Origin of the sequence: Archangium gephyra (genome assembly GCF_042230915.1) — a bacterium.
In the GTDB taxonomy this organism is placed as follows: domain Bacteria; phylum Myxococcota; class Myxococcia; order Myxococcales; family Myxococcaceae; genus Archangium; species Archangium gephyra_B.
This window is the reverse complement of the sequence record NZ_CP102578.1, coordinates 3969338-3989677: the sequence shown is the minus strand read 5'-3', so window position 1 is coordinate 3989677 and position 20340 is coordinate 3969338. Positions and strand designations below refer to the sequence as shown.

Annotated in this window: 13 protein-coding genes; 5 read left to right on the top strand and 8 right to left on the bottom strand. The window is 71.5% G+C overall.

Annotation, left to right across the window (positions count from 1 at the left end):
• Positions 1 to 50 precede the first annotated feature (50 nt).
• Together NR798_RS16100 and NR798_RS16095 are read left to right on the top strand one after the other, a co-directional pair.
• Positions 51 to 1787, top strand: coding sequence for a hypothetical protein (locus NR798_RS16100; RefSeq protein ID WP_375772352.1), 1737 nt, complete (start codon positions 51 to 53; stop codon positions 1785 to 1787).
• A 422-nt stretch (positions 1788 to 2209) separates the two neighbouring features.
• Positions 2210 to 4285: a peptidoglycan-binding protein gene (locus tag NR798_RS16095; protein ID WP_375772351.1), complete on the top strand. Its 2076-nt coding sequence runs from the start codon at positions 2210 to 2212 to the stop codon at positions 4283 to 4285.
• A gap of 325 nt (positions 4286 to 4610) precedes the next feature.
• Here NR798_RS16095 and NR798_RS16090 read toward each other — a convergent pair whose 3' ends face one another.
• Positions 4611 to 5204 carry a hypothetical protein gene (locus NR798_RS16090; protein ID WP_375772350.1) on the bottom strand — a complete coding sequence of 198 codons (594 nt, stop codon included), beginning with the start codon at positions 5202 to 5204 and terminating at the stop codon, positions 4611 to 4613.
• A gap of 352 nt (positions 5205 to 5556) precedes the next feature.
• Here NR798_RS16090 and NR798_RS16085 point away from each other — a divergent pair, with 352 nt between their 5' ends.
• Positions 5557 to 6795: an extracellular solute-binding protein gene (locus tag NR798_RS16085; RefSeq protein WP_375772349.1), complete on the top strand. Its 1239-nt coding sequence runs from the start codon at positions 5557 to 5559 to the stop codon at positions 6793 to 6795.
• A gap of 1 nt (position 6796) precedes the next feature.
• Positions 6797 to 9037 (top strand): ATP-binding protein, encoded by a 2241-nt coding sequence (locus tag NR798_RS16080; RefSeq protein WP_375772348.1) that lies wholly within the window; start codon positions 6797 to 6799, stop codon positions 9035 to 9037.
• A 43-nt stretch (positions 9038 to 9080) separates the two neighbouring features.
• On the opposite strand, the gene NR798_RS16075 is transcribed toward NR798_RS16080, so the two are convergent.
• From NR798_RS16075 to NR798_RS16050, 6 genes are all read right to left on the bottom strand, one after another.
• On the bottom strand, positions 9081 to 9575 hold the full coding sequence (locus NR798_RS16075) for a response regulator (protein ID WP_329727680.1): 495 nt from the start codon (positions 9573 to 9575) through the stop codon (positions 9081 to 9083).
• 99 nt (positions 9576 to 9674) lie between these two features.
• Positions 9675 to 13637: a BTAD domain-containing putative transcriptional regulator gene (locus tag NR798_RS16070; RefSeq protein WP_375772347.1), complete on the bottom strand. Its 3963-nt coding sequence runs from the start codon at positions 13635 to 13637 to the stop codon at positions 9675 to 9677.
• Positions 13638 to 13854: 217 nt separating this feature from the next.
• Positions 13855 to 14382, bottom strand: coding sequence for an RICIN domain-containing protein (locus NR798_RS16065; protein WP_375772346.1), 528 nt, complete (start codon positions 14380 to 14382; stop codon positions 13855 to 13857).
• A 137-nt stretch (positions 14383 to 14519) separates the two neighbouring features.
• Entirely contained in the window at positions 14520 to 15545 is a 1026-nt protein-coding gene (locus tag NR798_RS16060) for a hypothetical protein (protein WP_375772345.1), read from the bottom strand.
• A 60-nt stretch (positions 15546 to 15605) separates the two neighbouring features.
• On the bottom strand, positions 15606 to 18761 hold the full coding sequence (locus tag NR798_RS16055) for an ATP-binding protein (RefSeq protein ID WP_375772344.1): 3156 nt from the start codon (positions 18759 to 18761) through the stop codon (positions 15606 to 15608).
• Positions 18762 to 18919: 158 nt separating this feature from the next.
• A complete protein-coding gene (locus NR798_RS16050; RefSeq protein WP_375772343.1) occupies positions 18920 to 19363 on the bottom strand; it encodes a MaoC family dehydratase in 444 nt (147 codons plus the stop codon).
• A 133-nt stretch (positions 19364 to 19496) separates the two neighbouring features.
• Here NR798_RS16050 and NR798_RS16045 point away from each other — a divergent pair, with 133 nt between their 5' ends.
• Positions 19497 to 19958 carry a hypothetical protein gene (locus NR798_RS16045; protein WP_375772342.1) on the top strand — a complete coding sequence of 154 codons (462 nt, stop codon included), beginning with the start codon at positions 19497 to 19499 and terminating at the stop codon, positions 19956 to 19958.
• A gap of 10 nt (positions 19959 to 19968) precedes the next feature.
• On the opposite strand, the gene NR798_RS16040 is transcribed toward NR798_RS16045, so the two are convergent.
• Positions 19969 to 20259: a hypothetical protein gene (locus NR798_RS16040; RefSeq protein ID WP_375772341.1), complete on the bottom strand. Its 291-nt coding sequence runs from the start codon at positions 20257 to 20259 to the stop codon at positions 19969 to 19971.
• Between the last annotated feature and the right edge of the window lie 81 nt (positions 20260 to 20340).

Below are 20340 nucleotides of genomic sequence, written 5' to 3'. Positions count from 1 at the left end.
GAAAGAGAGGAGCGCATGGTGCCGAGGAGCAGGGAGCTGGAGAGGCGCTCATGAAGTTGCTCGTCCTGCCTCCGCACCGGGATCTGACGCTCGCGCCGGACGGGCCCGAGGGCTGGGAAGTGGTGGACGTGGCGCGCGACTTCTTCCGCCGCGTCCTCGCACCCGAGGCCCTCGCACGGGAGGCCGAAGCACGGGAAGACGGCCCCGCCACGGCCCAGACGATGCGGGAGCTGCTCCTGCTGCGGGCCGCGCAGGCCCTCCTGGAACGCGGGAGTGGGGACGCACACGCGAGCCTGCGGGCATGGGGAGCGGTGCTGAAGGCGCTGTCGGGTCCGCCCTCTGGAGTCCGGCTCGAGCTCGACGGACTGGAGCTCGAGGGCGGCACCACGGAGCGGAGCGCGGACGTGCTGCGCGTCGCGGGACGTCCCGCGCCCTATACGGAAGAGCTGGCCCTCGCCTCCGAGCGCATCGTCCAGGCGGAGCGGGTGCGGCTGTGGCTGGAAGGCGCCTCGCAGCTTCCAGCGGCAGTGTGGCTGGCACGGGTGTGTCCGGCGACGGTGGCCCTGGAGCTCGCCGGCCCCTTCGCGACGGCGCACCGCAAGGTGCTGAGCCGGATGTCCGCGTTCCACCGGGCCTCGTTCCCCGAGGACGTCTCACCCCTGCGCTGGCGGGTGGTGCCACTGGAGGCCGAGCCCGGACCGGAGTCCCTCGTCTGGCTCCCCGCCTGGATGGGACTGGAGGTGCACGCTCCGCCGCCGCCCTCAGAGGGGCCTCAGATGGACTTCATGTCGCTGGAGCGTGAAGGCCCCTACCCGCGCGGCGCACCCGGACGCCGCCCGGGGCAGATCCTCGGGGAGGCCTTCGCGGCGGACGTCCGGGCGTTCACGGGAGGAGCACCCTGGGCGGGCCACGTCGGGTTCATGTCGCTCTACGCTCCCGAGGCGCTCGTGGAGAGCGGTTGCCGCGTGGCGATCGTGGGCTTCTGCACCCTCGGCGAGGGGCACGTGAGGGACCTGGATGGATGGGGGCACTCCCTGGGACCCCGGGGCGCCCTGGACGCCCATCTCCAGCGTCTGCGTGAGGCGGGCGTGCGAGTCGTCGCGGAGTGGTGGGTGGGAGCACCTCGCGTGGATGAGGCGGTGTTGGAGGAAACGCTTCGAAGGCTCGAGGCGGAGCCGCTCTTCGATTGGGTAGCGGGCGTCCATCCGTTCCAGGCGGGGGCGGGACGCACGCCAAGGGACTACAGGGGCTGGTACCTCGACTGGGGAGATCCTCCCGCGGACCACGATCTCGCGCGGACCCGGCGCTTCGAGGCACCGGGCACGGTGCCACCCGCACGGCTCCCCGAGGTGCTCGAGTCCCTGGACGGCCGGCTCCATCGGCACAGGCTCTCGAGTCCGGGGCGAGTCGCGGGTGCCTATCTCCACATTCCGCCATCGAGGGAGCCCGTGCCCGCGCCGCCTCCCCAGGTGGAGGCCCCCGAGATGCCCGGAGGCGCGCCACCACCGGAGCCTCCCCGCCCCTCGCGCGTCCGGCTGGAGCAGGACTGCGCGGTGGTGCGGCTCCCGGCGTCGCTCGAGGGAGTACCGGGAGAGGCCTGGTACGTGGCAAACCTGCGCACGGGCAGGAGCCTCGCGGTGGAGGCGTGGCTGGCGCCCCTGCTGGAGGCCCTGCGCGGCTTCACGCCGGTGGAGGAGGCCTTCGCCGGAGTGCCAGAGCCACGGCGCGCCTCACTGGTCGACACGCTCGTGGGCGAGTCCACTTTGGAGCCCAGATTCAAGACCTGATCCCGGACACCCGCGGCCATTTCCCCTCTCCCTTCGGAAGAGGAAAGGCAGCGTGAAGAGTTCCTCCCGCTCGGCCCGCGCCAGGGCCTCGCGCTTGCCGGGCTCCGCCAGCACACGCTCGTGCAGGTCCATGGCCCCCGTGAGAGAGGAGCGCATGGGGCCAGAGAGGCGCTCGAGAGGCGTCTCGGGTCCAGGGGCCTGGAGCAGCGGGCACGGGCCGAAGACGTTCTGGCGCACTCCGGGGAAGGACCCGCCTGCTTTTTCCGGCGGGGTTGGGTGAACGGGGCCGTCTTTGACGATTCCTGTGACGCGCGTGTGATGGTGTCCGTGAGCCTGAGAGGAATTGCGAGAAGGCAGTCCCGCGAAACGCAAATCTTCACATGACCCTCCGACAAGTCATTCGAGAAAGGACATCACCCGCCATGAAGACATACGACTCGATCCGCACCCCCATCCTGCCACCGAAGGCACCTGCCGCCCCCACGGCGCCTCTCCCCCCCACCACCGAGGCGCCCCCCTCCACCGGAGCGGCTCCCTCCGCGGTGCAGCAGGCGCACAACACCGATGCCTTCATCCCCACGCCCGCCGAGGCGCTCCAGACGCCAGCCGCCGCGCAGCGGCAGTGGACGTTGGCCCCCACCCTGGACAGCGTGAGCAAGGGCGGCGGGCTCGTCACCCTGCGACAGGGCATGGCGGGCGACAGTGTGATGGAGCTGCAGCGCATGCTCGGCCTGCCCGCGGCGCAGCAGGACGGGAAGTTCGGCGAGGGGACGCGCGCGGCCGTGGAGTCCTTCCAGAAGTCCGCGGGCCTCAAGGTGCCGCCCGGCCTGGAGGGGCAGGTGGGTGCCACCACCCTGCAGACGCTGGAGAAGGCCGCCGTCAGCCGCCCCACCTCCGGTGCTGGGGCCACCGTTGACCTGGACCAGGAGCTCGCCAGCCCCCGCTCCCTCCTCTCCCGGGCCATCGGTCATGCCGAGGGCAACCTCGACGTCAACGGCAACACCACCGGCGCCTACGACGGCCACACGGACCCGGGGAACGGCAGGCTGAACAAGGGAACCTTCTCCTACCAGCACGGAGCCGCCACTCCGGAGCAGGCGGATCAGGCCCAGCTGGCCAAGTTCCGCGCCCAGCAGCCCACCTACGAGGCCGCCGCGCGCAACGCGGGCCTGGACCCCAACCATCCGCTGCTGGCCGCCGCCTACTTCGACACCTTCACCCAGTCCGAGGCCGCCGCCAACCTCCGCGGTGGCTTCCTGGATCAGCTGCCCGCGCTGGCGCGCAAGGGTGTGACGCCGGAGAACATCATCGACATCCGCGTGCAGTCCTACGTGGACCCGTCCTCCGGCCGGCTGGACGCGCCCGGTTTCGGCAATGATCCGGTGGAGCTGCGCCGGGACCAGACGCGGCGCATGGACGCCATCGTGTCGGTGCTCCAGGGCGAGGGCAAGGGCGGCACCACCGGCCCCACCTCGCCGGCGCCGGCGGGCTCGCCCCCGGCCTCCGGCACGCCGCTGAAGAACGGTGCCACGGGCCCCGCGGTGGAGTCGTTGCAGAAGCAGCTCCAGCAGGCGGGCTTCGAGCCGGGCGGCACCGACGGCGCCTTCGGTCCGAGGACCGAGGCGGCGGTGAAGGCCTTCCAGAAGGCCCAGGGCCTCGACGCGGACGGCGTGGTGGGGCCGAGGACGAAGGCGGCGCTCGACATGGCCACCCAGGCGCCGTCCACCCCGTGGACCCCGGCGCCGTCGCTGGCCGACGTGTCCAACGGCAAGGCCGTGCTCAAGCAGGGCATGCAGGGTGACAGCGTGAAGGACCTCCAGAAGCTGCTCGGCATCGAGGCGGACGGCAAGTTCGGCAAGGGGACGGCGGACGCCGTGGCGGCCTTCCAGAAGTCCCGCCTCCAGGTGCCGCCGGGCATGGAAGGACAGGTGGGCGGGACGACCCTGGAGACGCTCGAGAAGGCGGCGGCCTCCGGCCAGGTGGGAGCGGGACAGGGCTCCGTCAACGCCAACCACCCGCTCCTCCAGAAGCTGGCGACGGGCGCTCTGGACAACGGCCCCTACGGCATGTGCGTGGCGACGACGATCGGGAACATGGACAAGCTCGGGGTGCCGAACTTCCCGGGCGGCACCTCGGATGACCCCAACAACCCGCGCGGCGCGATGGTCCGGATGATGCGGGAGGGCGGCTGGACGTCGGTCCCGCTGCCCGGCTCGGAGCCGCGCAGAATCTCCAGCCCGGCGTTCGGCGACGTCACCGCCCATGTCATCTCCGCCGACGCGTACGAGCGGATGGCGCAGGCGGGACAGATTCCGAGCGGCGCCCTCATCTTCCAGACGCGGCATGGCTGGGACTACGACGGTGGCTCCAACGGCAACGACATGGGCATCGTGCGGGACAACGGCCGGGTGACGCACAACTTCGAGTCGATGGCCCCCATCATCTACGGCGACGCGAAGGAGGTCGTGCTCCTGGTGCCCAAGGACGCCCTCCAGTAGCGGCCCCTTTCTCCTCTCCCGGCCAAGCCTATCCCGTGGGCCCGTTTCTTATTCCAGGGGATAGACCCGCCGGGGGGCCGCTCCGGCCCCCGCTGTCGGACGGGCTGGCACGCCCCGCCTATGCCTTCACGCCCCGGCACGCGCTGGCGCAGTACGCGGCCACCGGCTGCCTCAACGTGTCGGACAACGAGTCATGGGTGGACGCGCGGCCGGGGATGGGACGTGAGAGGTTTCTCGGATGTGGTGTTCGAGCTGATGTCGGACTTCGCCCGGGGCGGGTTGGATGCCCGCCGGTGGGTGGAGTCCATCGAGCGCACCGAGCTGTCTAGAAGAGCGGCTCGATGTTCCAGTCCTGGACAAGATCCGCGCCGCACTGCCAGTCATGCATGGGAGTCCCGATCGCGATGTTGTTGAAGTACGGGTGCGCGCAGCTACTGACATTGGCGAGGCTCTTGAGATAGGTGACACCCGCCGTGGGGCTTGGCACGGACTGCCAGTTTTGCTCCAACAGAGCGCTATTGCATGCAACCGTGACAAGGCGACGGGTGCTGTAATCTACGTGCAAGCAGCCAAACGTGGCATGGTTCTGGAGTCGCCAGGCATTGGTCGCGCTATTGTAAAAGGTCGTCCAGTGGTACCGAGCGTCTCTGCCCACCGTCATGAAGCACGCCCCGACGAAAACCGCGGGGTTGCCGTTGGCCAGGGTGGTAGGCTCCACATACATGCAGCGCTCTTGACCATTCGCGCAGTTGCCAGAATCGCACCGGATCTTCACCTGCTGGCCATCCACAAGGCCCTTCTGGCTCTCGCCGAGCGGCTCGCTGGGGCCTTCCTGCTGCGATTCGGCTCCACAGGCGGACATCAGCAGGGCGCAAGCCGCCAACAGGGCCAGGGTAGAACGGGAGTGGGGGTGTGACATACAGGTCTTCTCCATGCGGAGGGAACGTGAGCTGGCCTGGGAATCAGGCTTTTCTTGTTCTACGCAGGGCGCGTCACACAAAGCGTTACAGCGACATCGGCGGGCGATATTTCAGCCGCGTCGGCATGGCGGTGTGACGTTTCGTGTGGCGTTTGGGTGTCTGTGACGGTTCCTGTGACGCTGGTGTGATGAGGGTCCGTGAGAGTCAGTTCCCCCTCGTCTCACGAATGGTATGCACCCCCACGCGCGCGCTCCTCGCCGTCTGCTCATGTTGCTGACCACGGGAATCGTGGCCGTTCTGGTGCTCACGGGGATTGTTCTCTCCTCCCGTTCCACACCGGAGGCCTCGGGTGTGCCCGCTGGCTCCGGCGATTCGGTGCTGCGTGGAGAGACCGTCCGGCTGCTGATCGTCGGAGATCCCTTCGCGTCGGCGCTGGAGGAGGCCTCCACCGAGCTGGAGCAGCTCGCCGGGGGCAAGCTCGAGCTCGAGGTGGTCGGCTACGACGACGTGCGGCGGCTGACCCTTCGTAACGCCCAGGACAAGGTGAGCGCGTACGACCTGGTCAGCTTCGACGTGGTGTGGGCGGGCGAGTACGGCGAGCTGGGCGTGCTCCTGCCGCTGGAGGAGCTGATCGCCGGCTCGCGCACACTGGTGGAGCCGGAGGACTTCCTGGACATCGCGTATGCCCAGAGCCGCTACCACGGGCACCAGCTTGGCCTGCCCATCCAGCCGCACCCGGAGCTGCTGTGGTACCGCAAGGACCGGCTCGCGGCGGACGGGCTGCGGCCGCCCCGTACCACCGAGGAGCTCCTCCAGGTGGCGCGGCACTACCACAAGCCGGAGGCCGGGCAGTACGGCATCGTCTGGAACGGACAGAGAGGCCAGGCCTTCGGCCAGCAGATGGCCCACTTCTATGCCGCCTTCGGCCAGCCGCTGCTGGACAGGTCGGGCCGGCCCACGCTGGACACGCCCCAGGGAGTGGCCGCGGCCCGCTTCGCACTCGAGCTGTTGAAGGTGTCACCGCCCGATGTCGTCAACACCGCATGGGACCAGCGCCCACGGCGCATCGCGCAGGGCGGGGTGGCGATGACCTACGAGTGGGGGGCCCGTGCCTTCCTCGTCGAGGAGTCACCCGCCTCGGCCGTGGCCGGGAAGATCGGCTACGCGGCGGCGCCGCATGCCTCCGGGGTGGAGCCGGTGACGCCCATCGGCACCTGGAGCCTGGGCATCCCCGCCAACATCGGCCCCCGCGGGGAGCTGGCCTGGCGGATGCTCTCCTGGCTCACCTCGCGACAGGTGCTGAAGGTGCTGGCCCGGTATGGCAACGGCGGCATGCCGCGCAAGAGCCTGCTGTGCGACCCCGAGCTCGTTCGCCGCTACCCGGTGTTCTCCGTCGTGGATCAGCTCTCCCAGGCCGGCCAGCTCCAGGACTGGATGCGTCCCGCCGTACCGCAGTGGCCGCAGCTCGCGGAAATCCTCGGCACCACCTACCACGACATGCTCCTGGGCCGGCTCACCCCCGAGCAGGCGGCCGCCCAGGCCCAACAGCGGGCGGAAGCGCTGTTCGCCCTCCGCGTCCCGGGACACTGAGATGACTCAGGGCCCTGCTGCTTCGCCCCCACCCGAAGGGCCCCCTCCGTCCTCGCCCCGGCGCCGCGCGCTGCTGCGCTCGCCGCTCTTCCTGCGCATGGTGGCGAGCGTCACCGTGGTGTTGCTCATCCCGGCGATCATCACCTCCGTCTACAACGTCCAGCGCTCCTCCACCGCGCGCCTCGAGGCCAGCCACCCGCGGCTGCTCCAGGCCACCGAGGCCAAGGCCACCGCCGTCGAGGCCCTCCTGTTGCGCTCCATCAGCGACGTGCTCCTGCTGGGCCAGGCACCGTCCCTGCAACGCTACGCCAAGGCGCTCGCCACCGCCCCCGCCCCTCCCTCCCAGGACGTGCTCGAGCTCTTCCACACCCTGCTGCGCCGCTCGGGGGGGCTCTATGACGGCGTCAGCGTGCTGGATCGCACCGGACAGGAGCAGGTGGTCGTCACCGCCGAGGGCAAGCGCGTCCATACCGCGCCGAAGGAGGCGCTGCGCTCGCGCGCGCACGAGGCGCTCTTCTCCGGCGCCATGAGTCTCACCGGCATCTCCGGCCGGCTGGCGCCCGTCTATCTGAGCCCCCTCGAGCTGGCTCCCCCCTCGGACGGAGCCCCGCCGTCGCCCGCCCGGCCCTCCCTCCGCTATGCCTTGCTGCTCTTCGCGCTCGATGGGAGCGTCGCCGGCGTGCTGGTGGTCTCCGCGCCGCTCGAGCCCCTCCTGCGGCCGCTCCTGCCGGATGAGCCCACCGACCGCGTGTACCTGGTCGATGCCTCGGGGGACTACCTCGCCGGCCCCGAGCCCCGGCAGCTCCACGGCAGCGGGCCAGGCACCGGCATCTCGCTGAGAAGTGAGCGGCCGGAGGACGCGGAGGAGATCCTCGGCCGGCCAGTGGGGACGCTGCTCGACACCGCCGGGCGGCCGGGCTACCTCCAGGCGTTCGCGCGCGTGCGCCCCGCGGGCCAGGGCACCATCCAGTGGACCGTGCTCTGCGAGCGGCCCCTGTCCGCCATCCTCGCCAGTGAGCGGGAGATAGAGCTCGTCATCGTCGCCACCACCGCCGGCTCGCTGCTGCTGGCCCTGCTGGTGGCGCTGTACTTCACCCGCGGCCTCGTCGGCCCCATCCACCAGCTCGCCACGGCGGCGGGTGCCCTCAGCCTGGGCCACTGGGAGATGCCACTGCCCTCGTATGAGCGCCGCGACGAGCTGGGCGAGCTGACCGCGTCCTTCGCGAAGATGGGCCGGCAGCTCCAGGCCGCCTGGGTCGAGCAGCAGCGGCACGTGGAGGCCCTGCGCCAGGCGCATGACGAGCTCGAAGAGCGGGTGCGCGAGCGGACCCGGGAGCTGCGCGAGGCCCACCACCAACTCCTGGAGGCCGCGCGCGTGGCCGGGCGCGAGGAGATCGCCACCACCGTCCTGCACAACGTGGGCAACGTGCTCTGCAGCGTCAAGGTCTCCACCCAATTCATGGAGGATCGGCTCCGCCAGTCGCGCGTCCAGCCTCTCTCCAAGGCCCTGGCGCTGCTGGGGGCCCACCAGCAGGAGCTCTCCCGCTACCTCTCCGAGGATCCCAAGGGCAAGCTGCTGCCGGCCTACCTCGGCTCGGTGGCCGAGGTGTTGTCCGAGGAGCATGCGAGTCAGCAGCGGGAGCTGGAGGAGCTCCGCAAGAATCTGGACCACATCCACAGCATCATCAGCGTGCAACAGTCGCTGGCCTCACGGCCGATGCAGCTGCTCGAGGACGTCGACGTGTGCGACACCGCCGAGGACGCCCTGCGCATCCAGTTGAGGCAGTCGCTCTTCATCGAGGTGGTGCGCGACTACGGCCGGGTGCCGGTGTTGCGCGCCGACCGGCACAAGCTGCTGCAGATCCTCGTCAATCTCATCAGCAACGCCCAGCATGCCCTGATGGCCGCCACCCCGCCCCAGCGGCGCCTGGAGGTGCGCATCCGGGACCTGGGCCAGAGCCTCCAGGTGCGGGTGAGTGACAACGGCATCGGCATCCCCGCGGAGAACATGCTGCGCATCTTCCAGTATGGCTTCACCGCCAGGAAGGACGGCCACGGCTTCGGGCTGCACAGCTGCGCGCTGCTGGCCCAGTCGATGGGAGGCAGCCTGCGGGCCCAGAGCGAGGGGCCCGGCCAGGGCGCGACGTTCACCCTGGAGCTGCCGTGGACGCCGAGGGAAGCGGCCGGGGACCCTCCGGACGACCCTCACGGGCGGGCCATGGGCCCTCGTTTGAGCCACTGAACCAGGGTGGGCCATGGCGCTCCCCGCGATGTCCCGGCCTGGCTCAGCCGCGCCGCGGGGGGAGCTGGCTCTTGAGGGCCTCGAGCTGCTTGCGGTTCTCGATGGCCAGCGTGCGCAGCCGTACCGCCGTCTCCAGCGTGTCCAACAGCCGCCGCACGCCGCTGTCCTTGGAGAGGTAGCCGAACGGGCGGTGCTCGTTGATGACCTCGTACGGGTCCTTCACGTCCTGGTAGGCGGAGTAGAAGATGACGGGCATGTCCGGCTGGCTCTTGCGTATCTCATTGCAGGCCCAGAAGCCGTCATGCCCCTTCATCTTGATGTCGAGGATGACGGCGCACACCTCGTCATCCACCGCGGCCACGCCCTCCAGGGCCGAGGCGAACAGCCGCACCTGGTAGCTGCCGGAGAGCAGCAGCGCCAGCGAGCGGCGGATGCCCGGATCATCGTCGATGATGACGACGCGGGGCAACTCGGAGGCGGCCGGCGTCTCGCGTGCTACATCCTGCCGTAGCAGCGCATCGAAGTCGTCGAAAGCCAAGATTGCTCTCCAGGGGCGCCCCTCACGAGGGCCGTGAGCAACTCGTGACTTAACGTCCTCATCCGGTACACGCAAGCCACCGTGGCTCGGCGCATCGCATCATCCCGCCAACGCCCCCAGCACCTGCGAGACGAGCATGGGCAACTCGGGGGACCCGCCGGGCGGGCCAGGCGCGCGGTCCGCCCCGAGCCGTTGCAGGACGCGCTGCCGGGTGACCGCGCTGGCCAGGGGGTGGGAGTGAATGGAGCGCAGGGCCTGCTCGAGCTGGGGCAGCGGCTCGGGCCGCGGGGACAGCTCCGCCAGGGCCACCAGCACCTCCAACACCAGCGGTACCGCGCCCACCTCCATGGCGGTGCGCAGCGCCCCGTCCAGGTGCGCCCGAGCCGCCGCCGGCTCGCCGCGCGCCAGGGCCACCCGCCCCAGTCCCAGCCGGGCCTCGGCCAGCCCCCGCCGCTCATTGAGCCGCTCGCATACCGCCCACGCCTCGGCGAAACAGCCCCGGGCCCGCTCGGCCTCGCCGCGCAGCAGGGACACCGTGCCCTGGCCGCACAGCGCCGCCACCAGCGTGCCCGGGTGCCCCGTCTCCCGCCCCGCCCGCAGACAGGACTCGAAGCACGCCGCCGCCTCCTCCAGCCGCCCCTGCGCGGTGAGCACCCGGCCCAGCTCGGCCCGTGGGGGCACGCTGCCTCCGCCTGGCTGCTCCAACACCGCCAACCCCTCGCGCAGGGCCCCCTCGGCGTCCTCCCACCGGCCCTCGAAGGCGAGCACCCCCCCCAGCCGCCCCAGGCAGGCGGCCAGCTCCCGCTCCTCGCCCAGGCGGCGGAAGGCCACCAGGCCGCGCGAGAGCAGGTGGCGGGCCTGGCGAGGCTCCCCGGAGAGGAAGAGCACCTCCGCCAGGTGGCGGCGGGCCACCGCCGCCCCGCGTGCCTCCCCCCGTGCCCGCGCCAGGGCCAGGCTGGTGCGCAGGCTCCAGCGCGCGGTGCCCAGCAGCCCCTGCGCCAGCGCCAGCCGTCCCGCGGTGACGAGCGCCGCCCCCAGCGCCGGACTCGCGCCCCGCTCGCGCACCAGGCGCAGGCCCTCCTCCAAGAGGGCCGCCGCCCGGGCGTGCCCCGCCGACTCCAGGGCGAAGCGCCCCCGCCACACGAGCAGCCGCCCCCGGAGGAAGCGCTCCTCGGGGCCGCCGCCCTCGGGCCGCACCCTCCCGGCCAGCTCCGCCAGCAACGCCTCGGCCTGTTGAAAGTGGCCCAACTGCTCCTCCGCGGTGCACAGGCCCTCCAGCGCCCGGTCCACCAGCTCCAGCCGGCCCGCCTGGGCCGCCCAGGCCAGCGCCGCGCGCGCGTTCTCCAGCTCCACCGCCAGCGCCGCGAGCGCCTCGCCCCGCCCCCTGCCGTGCAGCTCCCCACCCAGCCGCTCCAGCAGCGCGCTGTAGTGCTCGGCGTGCCGCTCCTGGGCGCGCCGCTCCTCCTCGGGGGCCGCCCGCAGGGCCTCTCCGGCATAGCGGCGCAGCAACTCGTGCAGCACGTAGCGCCGCGTGGGCGTGCGCCGCACGAGGAAGCGCGCCGCCAGCGAGGAGAGCAGCGGCAGCGAGGCCTGCGCCACCTCCAGCGCCGCCGCCCGCGAGGCCCCACCGCGGAAGACGCTCAGCCGCCCCAACACCCCCTGCTCCTGGGGGGAGAGCCGCTCCCAGGCGTGGAGGAAGACGGCGCGCAGGCTGCGGTGGCGCTCGGGGCCCGCGCGCGCGCCGGCCAGGAAGTCCAGGTCCCGCTCCACCTCCGCGGCGATCTCCTCCACCCCCAGGTGGCGCACCCAGGCGGCCGCCAGCTCGAGCGCCAGGGGCAGCCCCTCCAGCCGCCGGCACAGGCGCACCACGGTGGGCTCCTGCGCGGGCTCCAGACGGAAGCCGGCATTCACCCGGGTGGCGATCCGGACGAAGAGCTCCAGCGCGGCCCGGCCGGGCTCACCGGGCGCGGCGCCCTCCACGCACGGCAGGCCCTCGAGCACCAGCTCCCACTCGCCCCGCACCCCCAGCCGCTCCTGCGAGGTGACGAGCAGCTCGAGTCCGGGGGCGCGCTCGGCCAGCTCCACCAGCAGCGGCGCCGCCCCGAGCAGGTGCTCCATGCCGTCGAGTACCAGCAGCAGGTGGCGCTCGCGCAGGTGCTCGAGGAGCTGGCCGAGGGTGTCTCCGCCACTGGCGGCCTGAAGCCCGAGCGCCTCGGCGATGGCCGGCCCCAGCAGCTCGGCCGAGGTGACGCCCGAAAGCGGCACCAGCCAGGCGCCGTCCTTGAAGCGAGGCGCCTGACGGCGAGCGGCCTCCAGGGCGAGGACGGACTTGCCCACCCCGCCGGGGCCCGTGAGGGTGAGCAGGCGGCAGTGCGGGTCCTCCAGGCGCTGGGCGAGGGCGGCCAGCTCGGCCTCTCGGCCGACGAAGGAGGCCAGCGGGGCGGGCAGCGGCGAGGCGCGCGAGGGGCCTGGGGGCCTGGGCGGGCCGAGGCCGGAGCGCAGCAGGGCGGCCAGCTCCTGCGTCTCCTGCTGGGGGTGCACACCAAGCTCGGAGGCGAGCAGCGTGGCACAGGCCTCGTACTGCGCGAGGGCCTGCTCGTGCTGGCCGCACGCTTCATACAAGCGCATGAGGTGACAGTGGGCCTGCTCGTCCAGCGGCTCCACGTCCACCAGGCGCAGGGCGTACGGCAGGGCCTCGCGAGGCTGCTCGGCCTGGAGGTGGCGGGCGATGAGCTGCCGCAGGGCGTGGACGAGCCGGGTGTGCAGGTGCTCGGCCTGGGCGGCGTGCCACTCGAGGAAGGTGGGGCATCCGTCCAGCTCCAGCTCGAAGCCCTGGAGGAAGTCGCCGCGCCAGAGGGCCACGGCCTCGGCGAGCTCCCGCGGGGAGGCGCTGGAGGCGCGGGTGAGCAGCTCGAAGCGCTCCACGTCCACCTCAACGGCTTCACGGGCGGCGAGCTCCACGCTGGCGTCGTCCACGTCCAGCCAGTGCTCGCCCAGGGAGAGGTGGAGCTGCGACAGGGCGCCGCGCAGCGAGTCCATCCGCTGGGGAGTCTCGGTCTCGGGCCAGAGCAGGAGCGCGAGGGCCTCGCGGGTGTGGCGGCGGCGCGTGAGGGCCAGGTACGCCAGCAGCGCCACCACCTTGTGAGGCACCCCCTCCACCGGGGTCCCTTTCAGCCGGAGCTCCAGCGGGCCGAGCAGGCGCAGGGCGAGGGAAGGCGGGCCCGCGTGGGCCTCCATTCCTCGCGAGACAGCGGAGGGGGGAGGCGGGGCCACGGGCTCACTCCGCTCCCGGGCCACGGGCGCGGGGGGTGTACGGCCCTGGCTCAGCTCCGAGTGGAGGCGCCGGCACTCCTCTCCGGGGCGCACCCCCAGCTCCTCGGCGAGCGTGGCGCACAGCCGCTCGTACTGGCGCAGTGCCTCGGCGCGCTGTCCGCTCCAGGCCAGCAGGCGCATGACGAGCGCATGGGCCTGTTCATCGAAGGGCTCATGCGCCGCCAGCCGCCTGGCGAAGGGCAGGGCCCGCGCGAAGTGGCCTCTCGCGGCGTGCGCCTCGGCGAGCCGGCGCAGCACGTCTCCCAGCCCACCGCGCAGATGCTCGGACTGGGCCTGCCGCCAGGCCTCGAAGTCCTCGCACCCCTTGATGCGCACCCCCTGCAGCAGCTCGCCGCGGTAGAGGGTGGCGGCCTCGGCGAGCTCCTCCAGCCCCTCCTCCGGCCCTCCCTCCGCCCGGGGCGAGCAGGCCGCGCGCAGCTGCTCGAAGCGGTGCACGTCCACCCAGGCCGCGGCGCCCACCGGCAGGGCCACCGTGTCGCGCTCCACCTCCAGCACCTCGGTTCCCAGCGCCTGGGCGAGCTCCCACAGCGCGGTGCGCAGCGAGGCGCGGGCCCGGGCCGGCTCGTGCTCGGGCCACAGCAGCCCCGCGAGCAGGGCGCGCTCCTGGCGCCGGCGCGTCAGCGCCACGTAGGTCAGCAGCGCGAGGGCCTTGTGGCGGACGAGGGCAACGGGGGCGCCGTCGCGCTCTACCCGGGGAAGACCCAGCAGGTGAAGCCTCACAGCGGTCATTGAGGCACAGTCTAATGGGGCTTCTCCCGGAACTCCCGGAAATCGTTTCATGAGCGCCACACCCTGCAGGGGAGCGCCAGCGACGAGCGTCAGGGCGTTGTGTGACGGTCGGTGTGACGCTCGTAAGCGAGAGTCCACACGGCCCCTGACTTGCCGCCTGCTCCTGCCGACGCATCAAGTTCCGGCGCACGGCGGCAGGAGCAGGTCCGGTGCGTCATTACGGGACGTACACCAGGGCCCACTGCTGGCTCGGGCCCCCATGCCACGGCCACTGGATGAGAGACAGCGCCTCGGTGGTGCCGGCGAAGTCGACGTCGATGGCGTAGTCCTGCCCGATGAAGATCTGATGAGTCGGCGCGATCTTGTAGAAGCCGTCAGCCAGGGGGACCAGTTGGTGGAGCTGATTGCTGGTGGTGGAGTTGGACACATCATACTGGCACGGCCAGGTGATGGCCTTGTATCCCCGGTAGTAGCTGGCCTGCTCGATGCTCAGGCAGAGGTCGCCCGGGAGCTTGCTCTTGATGCGGTGGGAATTGCTGGCGGCCACGTAGCCGGTGATGTCGAAGCGCTGGTCCGTCCTCGCGCTGTTGCAGGCGTACTGCCGGATGGGGGTATCCTGCCCGGTCACGGTGGCGCACAGGCCGCTGTTGCGATTCCTCAGCATGTAGTCCGCCGAAGCCGTCGTGCTTCCCAGCATCGTCGCAACGGCCACCAGCATCAGGCTCTGCTTCAGGTTGATGAACATGTTCTCGTTCCTATTCAGGGGGGGCCTCGTCCCGTCTGGCGACGAGGTGTTTCCTGTATCGGACACGTGCGTTACAGAGTTCGTCTCACGGAACGTCACACATATTTTTTCACTCATCCACGTGTGTGACGCGGCGCTCAGTAGGTCCAGATTTCGTGGTCGCGCAGCTCCACCTCGGCCCAGCCACCGACGGGCCCCCAGAACTCGATGCCGCCGATGATGCCGCCCGAGTACCGCATGTCCGCGGGCAGCGGAGTGGGCAGGCGGCCCTCCTGCTGGAGGCGGCTGATGACAGCGGGGATGTTGATGGAGAAGTCGAGCCAGGGCGCGTCGTTGATGGAGTTGTAGCACCACAGCTGCGACGAGCTGTAATTGTTGGGCTTCACCCCCCAGGAGGCGCCGTTGACCTCGAAGGTGCGCTTCATCTCCTCCTTGATGACAGTCACACCCGCGCGGGTGGCCAGGTACGCCTCGGTCTGCGAGGGGCCGGGATCCGGCATGCCCAGGGCGGGCGGCGCGCCCACGTACGTCAGCAGATCGATGGACACCTGGCCATCGAGGCTGGGATTGGAGGGTACGACCCAGGCGAAGTAATACGGCATGCGCGCATTGGAGTTCTGGTTGCAGTAGCGGGCGCGCACCTGGAGATGCACGGAGTGCACCCAGGAGACGTAGGGCCAGTGGTGGGTGTTGGAGAAATCCCAGGCGGGGAAGCTCCTGGGGTTGTTGATGTACTGCTCGAGCCCCACGTACTGGTACCCGTTCTGGCCCGAGACCGGAACGGAGATGATGTGGGCCTTCCAGCGGCCGGCGGACGCATCCCACTCCCAGTTGAACCAGTTGGGGCACAAGCCACCGGTCCCGTAGGTGTCGTAGCCCACGCCTCGCACGGCACAGGTGCTTTCGCTGCTGCTGGCGACCGCGTAGCCCAGGGTGCTGGAGCAACCGCCGCCCTGGCAGAAGCGGTGCTGCTCGGGGCTCTTCGTCCACGCGTTGGGAATGTTCATGAAGGGATCCCAGCCGCGCGCGGTCAACGCCTGCGCGGCGCTCCCCAACGGCTCCTCGGGCTTCTCACCCTCGGGGGCCCCGCACGCGCCAAGCGCGAGCAGGAGGGAGACGGCGGTCTTCGATGCGAAGCGCTTCATCTGCATGGGGGCGTTCATGCCCGGACTCATGGGGTGCGGCCGTCACGGAAAGCGTCACACCAGACGCCACGTCCCCCCCTACGACCGGGCGCCGCCTCGCGGCAGGGTGAGGACGAAGCGCGTGCCCTGCCCCTCCTGACTGTGCACCTGCACCGTGCCCCCGTAGAGCAGCACCAGCTTGCGCACCACGCCCAGCCCCAGCCCCACCCCCGTCTCCGGCTTGGTGGAGAAGAAGGGCTCGAAGATGCGCTCCAGGTTCTCTGGCGCGATGCCCGGGCCCGTGTCCTCCACCTCCAGCCGCAGGTGCTCGCCCTGCTCCACGGCGGAGATGCGGATGGACCGCGCGCGCTCGCCCGCCGTGTCCACCAGCGCGTCCCTGGCGTTGGACACCAGGTTCTTGAGCACCGAGTAGAAGTGCTCCTCCCGCCCGGTGAGCACCGCCTGCTCCGGCACGGCCAGCTCGGTGCGTATCGCATGGGCGCGCAGATCCTCCTGCATCTCGGCGAGGATGGAGCGCGCCAGGGCCGCCAGGGGCACGGGCTCCCGGCCGGGGCTCTCCCGGCCCAGCCGGGAGTACTCCAGCAGCAGCCGGGTGATGGCCAGTCCCCGGTCCACCTGCGCCACCGTGCCGCGCACCGCCGTGTCCAGCAGCGCCTCGTTGTCGTTGAGCTGCTTGAGCAGCGTGGCCACCCGGAGGCGCTCCTCCGGCGTCAGCCGCTCGCGCACCTCCAGGTACAGCTCCTGGAGCCTCTGGCTGTTGTCCTCGCACAGGGTGGAGTCGGCGGCGCCCGAGCCCAGCACGCGCGAGAGCATCAGCCGGGCGCCCGCCAGGGCGTTGCGCATCTCGTGGGCGAAGCCCCCCGCCATGCGCTGCTCGGTGGACTCGCGCTCCAGCTCCACCACGCGCGCCTGGGCCCGCGCGAGCGCCTCGGTGCGCTCGGCCACCAGGTGCTCGAGCTGGGCGTTGCGCCGCCGCAGCGCCATCTGGCGCACGCGCCCCACCAGCGCCAGCGCCCCCACCAGCGCCAGCACCGCCCCCAGGCGCGCCCACCACGTCTGCCACCAGGCGGGCCGCACGGCGAAGGCGAACCGCGTCACGGGCCCATACTCCCCATGGGGGTAGCGGGCGCGCGCGAGCAGCTCGTAGGGGCCGGGAGGCAGGCCCACGTAGCGCAGCCGCCCCTGCTCCGGCTCGGGGCGGAACGCCTCGTCCACCCCCACCAGCCGCACCTGCCGCTCCACGCTCCCGGGGTGCAGAAAGCCCATGGGGGCCACATCGAACTCGAGCGTGCCGTGCTGGTAGGGCAGCTCCAGCGGCCGCGGCGCCCGCAGCAGGTCCACGCCCCCCGCGGTGGCGGACGTGAGCAGCATGGGAGGGGGAGGCGGAGGGCCCCTGTAGCGCGCCCCCAGGAAGCGCCCCAGGCCGGCGTTGGCGCCCACCCACACGTCCCCGTTCGGCTCGGCCAGGAACGCCCGTGCGTTGCAGTCGTCCCCCGGCAGCCCGTCCGCGCTCGTGAAGTGCTCCACCACCCGGCCTCCCTCGATGAGGTCCATCCCCTTGCCAGAGCCCGCCCACAGCCGGCCCGCCGCGTCCTCGCCCAGCTGGTACAGGGTGTTGCTGGAGAGGCCGGAGTCGCGGTCCAGGTGCGTCCACCCGGAGGTGCGCTCCCCGTCATAACGGAAGCAGCTCAGGCCCGAGCCCATGCGGTAGGCCACGCACAGCTCGCCATTGCGCCGCTCCATCACCAACAACACCTGGCCGGCGCGCAGGCCCTCGGCCGTCCCCAGGTGGCGCACCTCGCCGCGCTCGAGCCGCACCTGCACCAGCCCCATGATCCCCGTGGCCCACAGCCGCTGCTGGCTGTCCACCAGCAGATCGTCCACCGGCCAGCGCCCCTCGTGCGGCGGCCCCAGGGGCGGGTGGGTGAACCGGGGCGCCACCGCCGAGGCCTCGCCGACGAAGAGCCCCTCACTGGAGCCCACCCACAGCCGGCCCTGCGCGTCCAGGGCCAGGTCGAAGATGGCGGCGTCGCGCGAGGCCCCCTCCAGGGCGAAGCGCTCCAGCCTCCGGGTGCGCGGCTCATAGCGGAACACCTCGGAGGCCACGCCCGCCAGCCACAGCCGCCCATCGGCCATCGGCTGCACGGCCATCAGCGAAATGGAGGGCACCTCGGGCTCCACGTGGAAGCCGGCCTCGGTGGCGCGTGCCAGCCCCTGTCGGGTGGCCGCCCAGAGCGTGCCGGCGCTGTCGCGCACCAGGGACCAGACCGTGCGCTGGCCCAGCCCCTCCTCGGCCCCGTAGTGCCGCCAGAGCCCGCGGCCCGCCAGCCGGTACAGCCCCCGCGAGCCCACCCAGAGCGAGCCCTCCCGGTCCACGAAGAGGCTCTGGAGGGGAGTCCAAGGCAGGCCCGCCATGTCTCGCGGCTGGCCCTGCTCCACCATGAGCAGCCCCCGGGTGGAGCCCACCCAGGTGGTACCGCTCGGGTCGGTGGTGATGCCCGCGATCCACCGCTCCCTCACGAGCGCGGAGAAGTCCTCCACGCGCCGCGACTGAGGGTGGTAGGCGACGAGCTGTTGCTGGCCTCCGAACCACAGCCGGCCGCTCCCGTCCGGGTGCAGGGCGTGGAGCCAGCTCAGCGGCGGCAGCCCCTCGGCCTGACTCAAGGTCCGCCAGCGCCCCTGCGCGGTCCGCTGGTGCAGCAACAGGCCTTCATGCGCGTACAGCTCGCCCTCGGGGGTGGAGAAGAGCACCTGGGTGGACTGTCCGGGGGCGTCGGAGACGCGCTCGAAGTGGTCCGCCTCCCGTTCGCGGAAGAGGCCGGCCTTGGAGGAGGCCCAGGCCGTGCCCGCCGTGTCCGTCACCAGGGAGGCGAGGGGGGCTCCCATCTCGCGAGCCTCGTCCAGCACACGCCAGCGCCCCTGGTACCAGTGCGCGGTGCCCCGATGCGTCATGCACCACATGCCGCCCTCGCGCCCTGGGGCCAGCCGCAGCACGAAGCCCGAGGTGACCCCCGGTGGCAGCGGCACCGGCTGGAAGCGATGCCCGTCATGGCGGTAGAGCCCATCATCCGTCCCCACCCAGAGCAAGCCGGTGGAGTCCTGGGCGATGGCGCGGATGTTCCACTGGCCCAGCCCCACCTCCGCGCCATACGGAACGAAGGGCAGCCGGCCCGGAGGGGTCTGCGCCGCCGCCAGCGGGCACAGCAGCAGCACCCCCAGGAGCAGGCCCCGCAACCCTCCCGCCAGGAAGCACTCCGGGGGGGAGGGCGTTGCTTCGTGGCGGCACGCGGCGCCAGGCGAGGGCTGGTCAGGACCCATTGAGGAAGACAGTGTACAGGAGCCCTTGGACGCCGAGGGATCCTTCCGATACGGCGGGATGCTCCGACACGCGCCTAGGCGGGGCGGCGGCGGAAGAGCACGGCGGCGCTCTCCGTCATCACCACCTCGCCCTGCTGGTTGCGCACCTCCATGCGCGTCCGGACGGTGCCTCGGTCCGGCTTGCTGCGCGAGGGCGTGACCTCGAGCACCTCGATGCGGGCCGAGATCGTGTCCCCGGGCCGCACCGGACGCAGCCAGCGCAGCTCGTCCACGCCCGGCGAGCCCATGCTGGCGGAGTCTTCCAGCACCGAGCGCACCAACAGCCGGTGGCAGATGGCGGCGGTCTGCCAGCCGCTCGCGATGATGCCGCCGAAGATGGAGCGGCGGCCCGCCTCCTCGTCCAGGTGGAAGGGCTGGGGATCGTACTGCTGGGCGAACGCGAGGATCTCCTCGCGCGTCACCTCGTGCGAGCCGAGCTCGTGCACCTGGCCCACCTGGAAGTCCTCGAAATAGCGCATGTGTGTCTCCGGATGTGTCCGCGCCGGGAGCATGTACCGGTTCGCGGGCCACCCCACACCGCTTTCGAGAAGAACCGCCTCCTGGTAATTGAGGCACGGGCCCACGGGCGGGCCTCTCTCTCCGGTGGCGGCATTGGGCTCAACGGACTTCATCAGCCTCGACGACTCACTCTGGCCCTTGCTGGTGGCGGGATTCGTGGGGCTGCCCACGCTCCAGCAGCAGGAGGAGCACTTCGCCCAGCTGCTCATTCACCTGCGGCGGGAAGAGAAGTGCCTGCTCATCCTCGATACCCGTCAGGTGCGGATGATGACGGGCGAGCATCGCCAGAAGCTGGTGCAGTTCGCGCGGGAACACCACGCGCTGATTCGCACGCAGGTCCTGGGCTGCGCCGCCGTCATCACCTCGCCCGTGATGAAACTGGCCGCGAGCCTCGTGCTCCACTTCTCCCCGCCCCCCATGCCGTACTTCATCACCCACTCCCTGCCCGAGGCGGCCAGGTGGACGGCGAAGTGCCTGGACGGCGCGGGACAGTCCCACGCCGCCGAGCGCATCCGGGTCCACCTCGGCCCGCCCCTGGAGAGCCTCGCCGGCTGAACGCCGCGGCTCAGCGCGCGCCGAACGTCTTCACCATCTTGTTGTAGACGCCCATGATGAGCAGCGGTCCCACCCACATGCCCACGAAGCGGCTGGCACGGGTGCGCTGCGTCAGCTCCGCCCCCAGGGCGAAGGCCATCGCGCACAGGCTGGCGAAGAGGAAGAAGTCCGAGGGGATCTTCGCGGTCTGCTGCTCGAGCAGCCGGGTAAACGAGCCCTCGGTGTGCTCGGCCCGCATGACCGTCGCGGCCCGGTAGTCCCGCTCCGACCGCTCGCTCGCCGGATTGATGTCCTGCTGCATGACGCCCTCCTGTCCTCGGAGGGGGAACGTCCCCCTCGCCGCGTGCGCACACCGTTGCGCCGTGCACCATATTGAGGACGT

What these genes read in the sequence shown, in the direction of transcription:
- NR798_RS16080 (WP_375772348.1), top strand. Translation starts at nt 6,797, where the DNA reads ATGACTCAGGGCCCTGCTGCTTCGCCCCCACCCGAAGGGCCCCCTCCG.
- NR798_RS16040 (WP_375772341.1), bottom strand. Translation starts at nt 20,259, where the DNA reads ATGCAGCAGGACATCAATCCGGCGAGCGAGCGGTCGGAGCGGGACTAC.
- NR798_RS16095 (WP_375772351.1), top strand. Translation starts at nt 2,210, where the DNA reads ATGAAGACATACGACTCGATCCGCACCCCCATCCTGCCACCGAAGGCA.
- NR798_RS16060 (WP_375772345.1), bottom strand. Translation starts at nt 15,545, where the DNA reads ATGAACGCCCCCATGCAGATGAAGCGCTTCGCATCGAAGACCGCCGTC.
- NR798_RS16100 (WP_375772352.1), top strand. Translation starts at nt 51, where the DNA reads ATGAAGTTGCTCGTCCTGCCTCCGCACCGGGATCTGACGCTCGCGCCG.
- NR798_RS16090 (WP_375772350.1), bottom strand. Translation starts at nt 5,204, where the DNA reads ATGTCACACCCCCACTCCCGTTCTACCCTGGCCCTGTTGGCGGCTTGC.
- NR798_RS16050 (WP_375772343.1), bottom strand. Translation starts at nt 19,363, where the DNA reads ATGCGCTATTTCGAGGACTTCCAGGTGGGCCAGGTGCACGAGCTCGGC.
- NR798_RS16065 (WP_375772346.1), bottom strand. Translation starts at nt 14,382, where the DNA reads ATGTTCATCAACCTGAAGCAGAGCCTGATGCTGGTGGCCGTTGCGACG.
- NR798_RS16070 (WP_375772347.1), bottom strand. Translation starts at nt 13,637, where the DNA reads ATGACCGCTGTGAGGCTTCACCTGCTGGGTCTTCCCCGGGTAGAGCGC.